This is a genomic window from Hungatella sp. SB206 (assembly GCF_051132295.1).
GTDB lineage: Bacteria > Bacillota > Clostridia > Lachnospirales > Lachnospiraceae > Hungatella > Hungatella effluvii.
Genome location: NZ_CP096603.1, coordinates 5,235,843 through 5,249,414 on the forward strand (window position 1 = coordinate 5,235,843; position 13,572 = coordinate 5,249,414).

Here is a 13,572-nt window from a genome sequence, read left to right on the forward strand (position 1 = left end):
GTTTGCTCCGCACCCTCTTTCCTCCGGCGTATTCTGCCTGCGTTCTATTTTTTTTCATCGTTCACATGCTTAATGGAAATTCCCGTAAATCCATACAGAATCGAGAATACCGGCGTCAGCCACAACAGCGGAACGAATCCGATATACTGCGCCCATGTAACCCCCAGTGTTCCCGCCATGTAAATACCATAGCCATGCCATGGAATCATAGGTCCTGCCAGTGTGCCGCTGTCCTCCAGACACCGGGAAAGAATTCTCGGCGCAACACCGCGCTCTTTAAAGAGGGGCTGCATCAGACGTCCGGTCAGTACATGGGACATCGGGCTGGAGCAGCTGACAATACTGGTTACATATCCGGTTAAAAGCGTTGCCAGCACCAGGGAACCGTCGCTGTTGATCCGCTTGATAAAGACGGAAAGAATATTGTTAAGAACACCCAGGCGGTCCAGCATACCGCCCATTCCTACTGCAAAAGTGATAATAGCCACATACTGAAGCATGCTCGCCATACCGCCTCTGTTTAAGATAGATTTCAGCACAGCAATGTCTGTATCGCTGGTAAATCCGTCATAACAGACCTTAAGGATCGACCGCACATCAACGCCCTGGACGAAGATTGCCACAAGCGCTCCCGCAATCGCACCGATTCCCAGCGCTTCAAACGCGCCTACCCGGAACATCAGGAGTGCAATAATCAAAATAGCCGGGATCAGAGTGGTCCATCCGATGTGAAACGCGCCCTGTAAGTAATCAATGTAAATATTCAAATCCCCCGGATCATAGCCGCCGCCTGTCTGCTGTATCCCCACTATGGTAAAGAAAATAATGCTGATAATCATCGGAGGAAGCGTCGTCCACAGCATACTCTTGATGTGGTCTCCCAGCTTCGCCCCCGCAACGGCAGGAGCCAGATTGGTCGTGTCGGAAAACGGGCTTAACTTATCACCGAACATGGCGCCGCAGATTACCGCTCCAGCGACCATTCCCGGATTGATTCCCATAGCATTGCCGATCGCCATCATGGCCACACCGGCGCTGCCCGCGGAGCCGTATGACGTTCCTGTCACCAGGCTTAATACCGCCGTAAAAATGAGAGTAAATGTCAGTAAAAATGCCGGATTGATGGATTTCAAACCGTACACAATGATGGTAGGAATCGTTCCTGACGCCATCCAGGTGCCGATCAGAACGCCGATCGCCATCAAAATGGTCATCGTAGGCAGAACCACCTTCAACGCGTCGAAGGCTCCTTCTTTTACATGCTCATAGTCTATCTTCAATACAATACAGAATACATAGATAATCAGCCAGCTGAAAAACAGCCCGATCATCGGTCCGCCGACCTTAAAACGAATACAGACCGCTACTGCCGCCACAATTAACAGCAGAAGCACCGCCGACTGAATCCCGTTAAGCGTCTTTTGCTCCTTCTCTTTTGTTCCCATACAGTGTTACCCTCCAATAGTTATTTTTTTAACACAGCTCGTATCCTATCATAGCTCAAACACTGTGTTAAAAAAATAACTCACGCTAGGATTTTGTTGAAAAAGATATATTTTTACTGATACTGGAAGAAAGTCTGATTTTAGGACAAATTCTGATTTCAGGATAAGTTCTGATCCCCAGCCAGAAGCCATGTTACGATTCCGCGCTGAGCCTTCTCCGTATAGTACATGACCTCATATTCATTCCCTTTTTCACTGAGCCGTTTCTCCGCCTCAATTCCAAAGTTTCCGCCCTCTTCCGTCAGCTTTTTTCTGCCCATTCCGTTGAAAAACTGTATCTCCCAGCACTTCTCCTCCATCAGCTTCTGCTCCACGGATTTTATAGTCAGACGCTTCATGGTCTCATCGTCCCTTAAATCGTTAATCTGTCCCACAAAATCACTTAGCGTTACCCGGTCCGAATAGTGAATCTGGTCTGCCAGTTCCTCTGTCATTACAAATTCTGATTTCGTTTTCGATGACCTTTTCTTAGTTCCCTTTCCCTCCGCCGAAGCCACCTTCTTCGGTAATGTATCTCCCGGCAGATCCGCTTTTTCCGGACTTCCGTTTTCCCACGCCGTAAGAGCCGCCTCCAGCGAGTAGTCCGGCAAATCCTCTTCCTCGCTGAAAAAGTACAGATCATCACCGTCGTCGTATCCGCTGTAATCGGGAACCGCTGCCGCTGTCCCGGCCGTTACACCAGTCTCTGCCCCAGCCTCTGCCGGGGTCTCCTCCTTTACACATGCAAGGAACCGCTCTCCGTATTTCGAATACTTAAATTCCCCTACCCCGGTTACCTTAAGCATCTCTTCCTTCGTCCCCGGCTTCACCACGCACATGTGGGTCAGTGTCTTATCAGAGAATACGATATACGGCGGAACTTTTTCCTCCTTCGCAATCTCCGCGCGCAGAGTCCGCAGCTTCTCAAACAGCGCTTCCTCGCGCTCTGTAAACTGAGCGCCGCCGAGGCCGGCCGCCAGCCCCTTCCGGCTCTTCTTTCCTTTTTCGCTCTTCACCTTTGCCGGGTGTTCCTGCTCCTTCGCCATCTTCATGACAACCGGCTCTTCCTCTTCCAGAACCGCCTTCGACTTCTCCGTCAGCTTTACGATGGCGTATTCGTCATTGGTCACGCCCAGATACTCCTTGAGCTGAAGGTAATTCATCACCTGGCGGAGTTTATAGGTCGGCACTTTGGAAAGCTTTGCATAATGGGGATTTTCGTCCATACGGTACTGACGGATCTTTGCCGTATTGGCGCCGTGGACCGTATCGATAATCACGTTGGTCCCATACCGCTGCCTGCTGCTCCCCACGCATCCGATGAGTTCCACGGCAATCTCCGTCACGTCCACCGTCTCGAACTGACTCAGACAGTTGGAACAGTTTCCGCAGTAATTCTCTCCATATTCTCCGAAATACCGAAGGATATAATCTCTCAGACACTCATTGGTAAAGCAGTAAAATGTCATCTTACGCAGCCGTTCCCGGTCTCTCTCCTGGACGATGGCACGGGTCACGGCATCCAGTTCCTGATTATCCCGGTTATTATCGATAAACAGCTGATTTGTAATCACATCCTGGCCGCCGTACAACAGGATACACTCCGCCGGTTCCCCGTCTCTGCCTGCTCTGCCCGCTTCCTGGTAATAGCTCTCCATATTCTTCGGCATGTTGTAATGGATGACAAACCGGACATTGGATTTATCAATTCCCATGCCGAACGCGTTGGTCGCAACAACGATAGCCGCCCTGTCGTAAATGAAGTCCTCCTGATTTTTCTGCCGCTCCGAATCGCTCAATCCCGCGTGATACCTGGTAACAGAGAATCCATCTGCCCGCAGCTTCTCGCAGACCTCTTCCACGTTTTTCCTGGTCAGGCAGTAGATCACTCCGCTCTGCCCCGGATGAAGCTCCAGAAAATTCTTCATCGTCTCATACTTGTCTTTCGGCGCCTGGACGCCGAAATATAGATTAGGCCGGTCAAATCCCGTGGTCAGAACTGTCGGCTCCCGCAGCATCAGGATATCGCTGATATCATCCCTTACCTCCTTTGTGGCCGTAGCAGTAAAGGCACTGACCACAGGGCGTACCTCCATCCGTTCGATAAACTCTACAATCTTTAAGTAGCTGGGACGGAAATCCTGTCCCCATTGGGATACACAGTGGGCCTCATCGATCGCCACCATGGAAATCTTCGTATTTCGCGCAAAATCCAGGAATTCCTCCGTCACGAGCCGCTCCGGAGCGACGTAAATGATGGGATAACGCCCCTCTCTGGCATAGGCCAGCGCCCTGTAATACTGGGAAGCCGTCAGGGAACTGTTTAAATAGGCGGCGTGAACCCCCGCCTGGTTTAACGCCTCCACCTGATCCTTCATCAGTGAGATTAATGGAGAGATGACCAGTGTAATTCCATCCATCATAAGTGCCGGGATTTGAAAACACAGCGATTTACCTGCCCCGGTAGGCATAATCCCCAATGTGTCCCTGCCGCTTAAAATGCTGTCGATCAGCGTCTCCTGTCCGTCACGGAACTCGTCGTAACCAAAGTATTGTTTTAACACTTGATGTTTATTCATATGTCCCTCTTCTCGTGCTCCTCTTCCCTGCAGTTCTCAACCGTTTCAGCTAATCTATCTGCTTTTATTCTCTTTTTGTTCTCTGCTTTTCTCTGCCGTTCCGCATACATTTCACGAATCCAGACTTTTACAGGCGCCTTCCACTGTTGTTTTGGGCTCGGGATGTTTTTTATCAGGCTTTTCGGATTAAGGCCCATTTCTTTCGCCATGCGAATTTCTTCTTCTCCCAGTCTGCATTTCTTTTTTGCTTCTGCCCATAACTCTGCTTTATATGCCATATTAAATTATACTTCCCCTTTTGTAAATTTCGTCTCCCTCATTCAGCACATGCCCCTGCATGACATGCGCCTACAAACCGCCCTCAATGTTTTTGTTTTTTGTCATAACACAATTTTGAAGCCAATGCCGCCTGTCACTATGGGATGTATGAAAGAAATTTCTGAATTGCCTGCTCTATAGAAGTTAGAAACAGAATATCATAAAAACCTGAGATAATTCTACCACAAAGGTTTGGAAAACGCAATTGAAACTATCGGCAAATATTCCTGTGTCCTATGCATCAATTGCAGTTCACAGCCGTTGCACTTCACCTTCCTATATTAAAAACAATGGGCGAAGCCTTTGCTCCGCCCACACTCAATTCCATATTTCAACTGCAACACTTTATTCGCTAATCGAAAACTTTATTTGCTACTTAAAAAACAACTTCATATCATCTTCCACCGTTCCAATTCCTGCAATTCCGAACTGCTGAACCAGAACCTTCGCCACATTCGGCGATAAGAAGGCCGGCAGCGTCGGTCCCAGGTGGATATTCTTCACGCCGAGGGAAAGCAGGGCCAGCAGAACGATAACCGCCTTCTGCTCATACCATGCGATGTTGTAGATGATTGGCAGGTCGTTGATATCCTCCAGGCCGAATACTTCCTTTAACTTCAGAGCGATCACGGCCAGGGAGTAGCTGTCGTTGCACTGTCCGGCATCCAACACGCGGGGAATTCCTCCGATGTCGCCGAGATTCAGCTTGTTATACTTATACTTCGCACATCCGGCGGTTAAAATGACCGCGTCCTTTGGAAGCGCTTTGGCAAAATCCGTATAATAATTTCTCGATGGCGCCCGGCCGTCGCAGCCTGCCATCACAACGAATTTTTTAATGGCTCCGCTTTTCACTGCTTCTACAATCGGCTCTGCCAGAGCAAGAACCTGATTATGGGCGAATCCGCCGACAATACTGCCCGTTTCCAGTTCCACCGGCGACGGACATTGTTTCGCCTGATTGATCATCTGCGAGAAATCTTTCTTTCCATCTTCGCCCGCTTCTATATGCCTGCATCCCGGATATCCAACCGCTCCGGTCGTGTAGAGCCGTTCCTTATAGCTGTCTCTCGGCGGAACCAGGCAGTTGGTAGTCAGCAGAATCGGCCCGCCGAACGCCTCAAACTCTTCCTTCTGTTTCCACCATGCATTCCCGTAATTTCCCACAAAATGAGAGTATTTCTTAAAGGCCGGATAATAGTGAGCCGGAAGCATCTCTGAATGAGTGTACACATCGATGCCGGTTCCATCCGTCTGCTCCAGAAGCTGTTCCAGATCGTATAAATCATGGCCGGATACGAGAATTCCCGGATTCTTTCTGACCCCGATGCTGACCTCCGTAATCTCCGGATGGCCATATGAGGAGGTATTTGCCTCATCGAGAAGCGCCATGGCTGTCACTCCGTACTCTCCGGTCTCAAGGGCGAGCGCTGTCAGTTCCTCCGCGGTCAGCGCCGGATTCAGAGTCGCCGCCAGCGCCTTCTCTAAAAATACCGCCGTGTCTCTTTTGCCGTCTGCCGTGTTCCTGTTTTCCGCCTTTGCTTCCAGAGCCGCGGCATGCTTTAAGTAGGCTGCCATTCCCTTAAGACCATAGGTAATCAGTTCCCGGAGACTGCGGATATCCTCATCTTCCGTGGATAACACACCGACGCTTTTCGCCTTCTCTTCCATATGCTCTGCGTCATCCCAGAGAGCCGCTGGAGACATGGGTTCCGTTCCTGACAGGCTTTTTGCTAACTCTCTTTTCATTTCCAGCGTTTCCTTTATTTTCCCGATAATCGCCTCATCGTCAAAATTGGCATTGGTAATCGTGATAAAGAGGTTTTCCACCACCTGGCTGTTTACCTCATCCGGAACGTTCTGATTCTCCTCCCGCATGCGTACCGCCACTTCTGAAAGCCCTTTTGTCACCCACACCAGCATATCCTGTAAAGCGGCCGTACGGGGCCCCTTTCCACAGACACCTGATTTTGTACATCCGGCGCATCCCGCCGTCTCCTGGCACTGATAGCAAAACATCTTGTTCTCCATATTGTACTTCCTCCATTCTATATTTCCTGCTTTTTAATATCTACAATCAGTTTCTTTTGAATTCGTAATCAGCTTATCATAAAAAGCGGCCGCAGTATGTTGCAATTGCAACGGACTGCGGCCTTTTTTATATTTTTATTTCTTTATTTCTTTATTTATGAAATTGAAATGAAACTTCACAGCTTTTGCAGCCTTTTCTCCGTCACCATAAGCCCCTTTTCGTAGCGGTCGATCTTGTCGTTCAACCGGTCTAACGAGACCTGCATGGCCTTCATCCGCTGGGCCAGCTGTTCCCTCTGTTCAATCAGAAGATTCTTCCTGGCATCAATTGTTAAGTCTCCCTGATGAAACAGGGCTACATACTCGATCAGAGCCTCAATCTGAACTCCCGCCTTCCTCATGCAGATCATTAGCTCAATCCATCCGCAAGAAACGTCGTCATAATCACGAATTCCGCTTTTCGTCCGCGGAACGGGCGGAATCAGACCAATCCGCTCGTAATAGCGCAGTGTATCCGCAGTGATATCATATTTTTTGCTCACCTCTGCTATGGTCATTTTATCTCTCCTTCTGTTTCACTCATCCAGTGTATACAAGACATAGTTCCTCGTTCCGACTCCGATTGCTTCCGCGTGCTCCACGGTATGGATTCCGTGGCGTGACTCGATTCGCTCAATGAGTGCCGATCCGTCGGGAGCATCATAGACCTGGTCCACGCAGGCCTGGTCTAAGGCCACCGGGTCTAAGGAAGCTAAGATTCCGATATCGTTCATTTCCGGCGGAGCCGGGTGGGAATCACAGCCGCAGTCCACCGAGAGATGGTTCATCACATTGATATAGAGGATGGAACCGTTCCTGTAATCGGCCACCGCCTTGGCCGCTTCCGCCATGGACTCCAGGAAATCATCCTGAAGTGTGTCGATTCCAAATCCGGTCGTTTCCTTTCCCGCACTGTGAATCAGACTCTTTCCCATAGCTGATGCAATACCAATGGACATATTTTTGAGCACGCCGCCGAAGCCGCCCATGGCATGCCCCTTAAAATGAGCCAGATTTACGATAAAATCATAGTTTGCCAGATGCGAGCCCACCATGTCCTCTTTTAAATGAACACCGCCCGCCACCGGAATAGCAATGGAACCATCTGTATCCATAATATCATAAGGCGCGATAGTTGAAAAGCCATGCTCCTCCATTACTTTACAATGAGATTTAGTATCGGCCCTTCTTCCGCCGTATGCCGTGTTGCATTCCACAATCGTGCCGTTTATCTCTTTTACCAGTGGCTCTATCAGCTTGAATGACAGGAAATGATGGCCTCCCGGCTCTCCGCTGGATATCTTCACCGCCGTTTGTGGCAAATGGCAGAATCGTCTTTCCATCCAGCTTATACTGTGCCAAAAATGTCTTTACCGCCGGGGCAAACGTATACCACCATACCGGCGTTCCCAGAAATACGGTGCCATACTCCTCAGGATCCACTTCCAGCGGCAGGATCTCCGGCATAAATCCCCGCTTCACTTCGTCCTGCCCCTGATCCGCCACCACATCATAGTTCTCTGAATAGGGCACCACGGTTCTCAGCTCTGCCGTCCTAAATCCCGTCTCGCGCTGTACCATTTCCGCAATCTTTTTCGTATTTCCACTGTACTACCTGGAGTTAACTCTAAGTCAAGAGGTTTTTAAGATTTTTGCAGATTTTTGTAAGTCAAATGAGCAGTTACTACAAAACCCCCAAGAAGATCAAAAAGGCAGCCAGAATTAATCTGACTGCCTCCTCACTTCACTTACTCTTATTTCAAATACTTTCTCAGCACCTCTCTGACCGCCCCCTTACCCGCGATCTCTTCCCGTACCATCTCCGTAATATCGTCTCCGATTCCCGCCTCATACAGATCGATACCGAAAATATTCGCGTTTCCCAGAATCGGCCGGAGCTGGTCTTTTAAGCTGTCCGGATCGCCCCATGCGATTCCGGCCATCTGCTCCTGCAGCTTAAGGATCATGGGATCCGGGGAAAGCACAAACGTTTTGCCGTCGTCATCGACAGCAAGCAGATACCGAAGCCAGCCGGCAATGGCCAGCTGAATCCCTTTCAGCTTTTTCGCGTCACCGTATTTGAGAACACAGGCCTTGATATTTTCCCCAAAGCGGATTCCAACCATCTGTGAAGTATCCACTGCGATACGCTGCGGTGTATCCCCAAGATAAGGATTGGAAAAACGCACATTGATGCATTCGTCAATAAACGCTTTCGGAGAAATAATACCGGGATCCTCCACAAACTCCATGCCTTCCTGCAGCCCCACCTTTTCAGCCAGCTTAACCAGCTCTGGATCACTCATCTGATCAGAAAAGAGGTTGAAGCCCAGCATACACCCGTAAGGCGCCAGAGCGGTATGGATCGGGTTTAAGCAGACCGTAACCTTCATCCGCTCCGCCTTGTTCACGGTTTCGCGGCTTGTCATATAGACCCCGGCCTTCTCGAGAGCCGGACGTCCATTGGGGAAATGGTCCTCCACCACCAGATACTGCGGTTCTTCGGCATTTACAAAGGGCGCTATGTACGTCTGCTTATCGGTGACCACAATATCCATGTCCTCCACTCCGGCGTCCTGAAGCATCGCTCTCACCGCTTCACTCGGCCTCGGCGTGATCTTATCTATCATGGACCATGGAAATGCAATCTTCTCCTCGTCACTGATATAGCTTAAAAATTCCTCATCGACAAAGCCCTTCTTTTTCCATTCCTGTCCGATTTCCAGCACTGCGCTGCGAAGCTTCTCCCCATTATGGGAGCAGTTATCCATGGAGACAAGCGCCAGCGGCTTCGCCCCCGCCTGATACCGCTCAAGGAGCATGGCGGCTATGATCGCAACAGCCCCTGCTGCCCGGTCCGGGCCATAGTCAATATCGTCCAGAATAAAGCGGTAATACTGTCCGTCCGCACCGCGCAGCGCATATCCCTTTTCCGTGATCGTAAAGGAAACCATCTGCAGACTCGGATTGGCAAAGATCTCTCTTAAGCGCTGTCTGTCTTCCGTCCCGTCAGGCAGCCCCTTTAGTGCTTCCGTGAAACAGCCAAATACCCTTTTTTCTGTCGTTCCATCGTTATTTAAGATCACCGACAGGGAAAGATTGTCGTAGGGCTTATAGATCCGGTCAATGGTTTCATAGTCAAATGTCTCCACACAGACAATCCCGCGGTCCATCAATCCGTCTGTGATCAGACGATCCGCAATGCTGCCAATAAAAATACGAAAAATATTCCCAATACCAAAATGAACCCAGACTGGCGCTTCTTTTGTCCGCTGTGCCAGTTCTTCCAAATCATAGGATGGCAGTTCGATTCCTGCCTGATTCCATAGTTGTTTGTCTTTTATTCCTTCTAAAGTAAGTTTCATCAGCATCTCCTTTGGTCTGCATATCCTGTCAGTATTCATTAATCATATGCATAGACCGGTCCATATTTTTTATAATGGCACTGTCAAAATTCTTCTTGATCAACTCAGCTTTTTTCAAGGCGTACTCTGGCTTATCCCACAGATTGCAGAACTCCTCCGGATCCGTTTCATGGTCGTAAAGTTCTCCATACTCCATTCCATGGTAATTTACAATCTTATATCTGCCGTCATAATACATGGTCGCATAAATATTATCATGCGATCCCAGGAGACAGTGATAGAATTCTGAATAAACCGAATCTTTATGATGATGGGGATCCGCCTGTCCGGTCAGAATAGGGAGGAGACTCTTCCCCTGCATATAGTAAGGAACTTCCTGTCCGGTAAGCTCCATCAGGGTCGGAGCCAGATCCACAAGTTCAACCAGCGCATCACTTTTTAGGCCGCTCTTAAACAGGGACGGACACGACATAATAAGCGGAACATGAACCAGCGCCTCATAGAAATAGGCGCCTTTCCAATAAAGGCCATGGTCTCCATTCATCTCGCCGTGATCACTCATAAAAATCACGAGCGTCTGCTCCCTTTGCCCCGTCTCCTCCAGGTAATTCATCAGACGGCCAAACTGATCGTCAATCAACTCTATCTCTGCATAATAATCACGAAAACGTTCTCTTCTGTCATCCTCCGTCAGAGTCGGATACGGTTCCGCCTGCCCATCCTGGCCGCCCTGCATATAATCCTTCTGCTGGTGCGGAGGTTTGCTGTCCAGCTCCCCAGCCTTCCACAAAGGCAGCGGCATATCCTCAATGTTTAGTCTGTCCTTGTAGGCCTGAGGCGGATCCAGGGGTGGATGCGGATCGTAAGGGTTCATGCTGATCAGCCACGGTTTCCCGCTGCTGCGGTTCTGTTCGATAAACTCAATCGCTTTTTCAACACACCAGGTTGTTTGATGGTACTCGGCCGGCACACCAACTGTTTTACCTGTAAAATGAGGATTCGGTTTCGGCGGCCACGTTGCCATACTGGTATATTTTCCCCCGTAGATATCTTCCCAGCGAAGGCCTTTCTCTTTCAGCCAGTTTTGATAATCATTTTCGCCGCCCGGCCAGTCGTCGTTAGGATGTTCACTCCATTGAACATAGCTGTAGCCATCGTCCGTGCGCTTTTCCATCCGCCCCTGTGCAGAAGTCAAATGAAGCTTTCCGGATAAGCCGCAAACGTATCCGGAATCAGCCAGAAGCTTTGTCACCAGCTTTTCGTCTTTTGAATAATTGTCATTGCCATTATAAAATGCTTTTGTAGTTCGGGGATATCTTCCGGTTAAAAAACAGGAACGGCTGGGTGTACAAACCGGCGCCTGGGTATAGGCCCGGGTAAATGCAACCCCTTCTTCTATCAATTGATCGATGTTTGGTGTATGAATATATGGATTTCCCAGCGCATGAATCGTATCATAGCGCTGCTGATCCGTACAAAACCAAACAATATTTACCGGTTTCTGACTCATCTCTCCATCTCCTTTATCAGAAACCATAGACTCGGTGCATGGAATTATCCATATTGCAGAGTACGGTATGATCGAAACTCTTCCTCACCAGTTCTGTTTTCAACGTCTCATATTCCGGTTTATCCCACAGATTATGGAATTCATTCGGATCCGTCTCATGGTCATACAACTCTCCGAACTCTTTTCCATGGTAAATTACCAGCTTATATCTCCCATTATAATACATTGTTGCATTAATGTCTTCATGAGTTCCTCTCAGGCAGTGATAAAACTCACTGTAAACTGCATCTTTGAAATGATGGGGATCCGCCTCTCCTGTCAGTATACCATAAAAACTCTTTCCCTGCATAAAATAAGGAACTTCCAGTCCTGCAGCTTCCATCAGTGTCGGAGCGATGTCTACGAGTTCCACCAGCGCGTCGCACTGTAATCCCTGTTTGAAGACGGACGGGCAGGAAATGATTAAGGGTACGTGCACGAGGCCCTCATAGAAATAGGCGCCCTTCCAATACAACCCATGATCGCCGCTCATTTCACCGTGATCACTCATGAAAATAACAATCGTATCCTCACGCTGCCCGGTTCGGTCAAGGTACGTAAGCAGTCTTCCAAACTGGTCATCGATCAGCTCTATTTCCGCATAGTAATCTCTGAAATGCTCCCGTTTTTCTTCATCTGTAAGCGAGCCTATGGGCTCCGCCTGGCCATCCTGTCCACCTTGAATCACATCCTTCTGCTGATGGGGGGGCTTCCCCTCCATCTCACCGTCTTCCCAGAGAGGCAGCGGCATATCTCCTATGCTCAGCTGGTCTTTGTATTCCTGCGGCGGATCCAGCGGCGGATGGGGATCGAAGGGATTCACGCTGATCAGCCACGGTTCTCCGGTATTTCTCCTGCTCTCAATAAAATCGATCGTCTTCTCCACACACCATGTAGTCTGGTGGTACTGTGCGGGAACGCCCACCTGCTTCCCCGAAAATGCGGGATTTGCCTGCGGCGGCCACGTAGCCATAGTCATAAACTTACCGCCGTAGATTTCTTCCCAGTGGACGCCTTTTTCATTCAGCCAGTTTTGATAATCATTTCCTCCATCCTTCCAGTCATTATGAGGGTGGTGACTGTACTGGAAATAGGAATACCCGTCATCGCACCGCTTCTCCACTCTGCCTTCCGCAGATGTCAGATGAAGCTTGCCTGCCAGGCCGCACGTATACCCTTCATCAGCCAGCAGCTTCGTCACCAGTTTTTCATCTTTTGAGAACTCTTCATTTCCATTAAAGATCGTCTTCGTCGTTCTGGGATAACGTCCCGTTAAAAAGCAGGCGCGGCTGGGCGTGCAGATCGGCGCCTGCGTATAGGCCCTGGTAAATGCAACGCCTTCCTCCACCAGCCGGTCAATATTCGGCGTATGTATATAGGGATTGCCAAGGCTGTGAATGGTATCCCACCTCTGCTGGTCCGTACAGAACCAGACAATATTCTTTTTCTTCTTTTCCATATTTACCACCATTTAATAAGTTCAGTCACTTTATTCCGAAGCTCAATAAACTGCGGATCCGCAATATCACGCGGACGCGGAAGCTCGTTGATCAATGTTGTTTTAACTGTTGTCGGCTTGTTCGTCAGAATCATAATTTTATTGCCCAGGTAGACCGCCTCTTCGATATTATGTGTGATAAATAATACCGTAGTTTTCGTCATCTGCCACAGCTTCACCAGCTCATCCTCCAGCCGGAAGCGAAGCTCAATATCCAGCTGCCCATACGGCTCATCCATCAGCAGCAGTTCCGGCTCCGTGGCGAATGCTCTTGCGATGCTCACCCTCTGCAGCATACTGGCAGAAAGCTGTTTGGGATAGTATTTCCTGTATTTGGTTAATCCCACGATTTCCAGATACTTCTCTGTCCGCTCCTTCTTTTCTGCATCGGAAAGCGGCTTATACAGCAGTCCAAAGCCCACATTTTCTTCTACGGTCAGCCAGGGCATGGTTGAATTTCCCTGAAAGATATACGCTATATTCTGCTTTTTCGTATCCACCTTCTGTCCATCCAACAGGATTTCGCCGGAGGTAGTATCGTAAATATTTACCAAACTGTTCAGAAAGGTTGTTTTTCCGCAGCCCGTGGGACCCACGACGCAAAGTAAATCGCCATCCATTACGTCAAAAGACACATCGCTCAGAACCAGCAGATCCCCAAATTTCTTCGTCAGGTGTCTGACCTGTACTTTTATCTGATCACTCATAC

11 protein-coding genes are annotated in these 13,572 nt (G+C 49.2%); all 11 read right to left on the bottom strand.

From position 1 onward, the window contains the following. Window positions 1-44: 44 nt before the first annotated feature. Window positions 45-1,445 carry a Na+/H+ antiporter NhaC gene (nhaC, locus tag M1L66_RS23340; protein WP_434688532.1) on the bottom strand — a complete coding sequence of 467 codons (1,401 nt, stop codon included), beginning with the start codon at window positions 1,443-1,445 and terminating at the stop codon, window positions 45-47. 158 nt (window positions 1,446-1,603) lie between these two features. After that, window positions 1,604-4,063, bottom strand: coding sequence for a DNA helicase RecQ (gene recQ, locus M1L66_RS23345; protein ID WP_434688534.1), 2,460 nt, complete (start codon window positions 4,061-4,063; stop codon window positions 1,604-1,606). Further along, window positions 4,060-4,341 (bottom strand): hypothetical protein, encoded by a 282-nt coding sequence (locus M1L66_RS23350; protein ID WP_187024141.1) that lies wholly within the window; start codon window positions 4,339-4,341, stop codon window positions 4,060-4,062. The genes recQ and M1L66_RS23350 overlap by 4 nt, the downstream gene beginning before the upstream one ends. 412 nt (window positions 4,342-4,753) lie before the next feature. Beyond that, window positions 4,754-6,412 carry a hydroxylamine reductase gene (gene hcp / locus M1L66_RS23355; protein ID WP_434688536.1) on the bottom strand — a complete coding sequence of 553 codons (1,659 nt, stop codon included), beginning with the start codon at window positions 6,410-6,412 and terminating at the stop codon, window positions 4,754-4,756. Window positions 6,413-6,588: 176 nt separating this feature from the next. Then, complete coding sequence (locus M1L66_RS23360; RefSeq protein WP_187024139.1) at window positions 6,589-6,969, bottom strand: MerR family transcriptional regulator; 381 nt, start codon at window positions 6,967-6,969, stop codon at window positions 6,589-6,591. Window positions 6,970-6,987: 18 nt separating this feature from the next. After that, on the bottom strand, window positions 6,988-7,719 hold the full coding sequence (locus tag M1L66_RS23365; RefSeq protein ID WP_434694312.1) for a DUF362 domain-containing protein: 732 nt from the start codon (window positions 7,717-7,719) through the stop codon (window positions 6,988-6,990). Next, window positions 7,625-8,032, bottom strand: a complete 408-nt coding sequence (locus tag M1L66_RS23370; protein ID WP_434688539.1) for a flavodoxin — start codon at window positions 8,030-8,032, stop codon at window positions 7,625-7,627. Before M1L66_RS23370 ends, M1L66_RS23365 begins: the two co-directional genes overlap by 95 nt. 173 nt (window positions 8,033-8,205) lie before the next feature. Then, window positions 8,206-9,816: a mannitol dehydrogenase family protein gene (locus tag M1L66_RS23375; protein ID WP_434688541.1), complete on the bottom strand. Its 1,611-nt coding sequence runs from the start codon at window positions 9,814-9,816 to the stop codon at window positions 8,206-8,208. Between the two features lie 28 nt (window positions 9,817-9,844). Then, window positions 9,845-11,326 (bottom strand): sulfatase family protein, encoded by a 1,482-nt coding sequence (locus M1L66_RS23380; protein WP_187024137.1) that lies wholly within the window; start codon window positions 11,324-11,326, stop codon window positions 9,845-9,847. 16 nt (window positions 11,327-11,342) lie between these two features. Further along, entirely contained in the window at window positions 11,343-12,824 is a 1,482-nt protein-coding gene (locus M1L66_RS23385) for a sulfatase family protein (protein WP_187024136.1), read from the bottom strand. A 2-nt stretch (window positions 12,825-12,826) separates the two neighbouring features. Continuing rightward, window positions 12,827-13,570 (bottom strand): ABC transporter ATP-binding protein, encoded by a 744-nt coding sequence (locus M1L66_RS23390; RefSeq protein ID WP_055659243.1) that lies wholly within the window; start codon window positions 13,568-13,570, stop codon window positions 12,827-12,829. Window positions 13,571-13,572 lie beyond the last annotated feature (2 nt).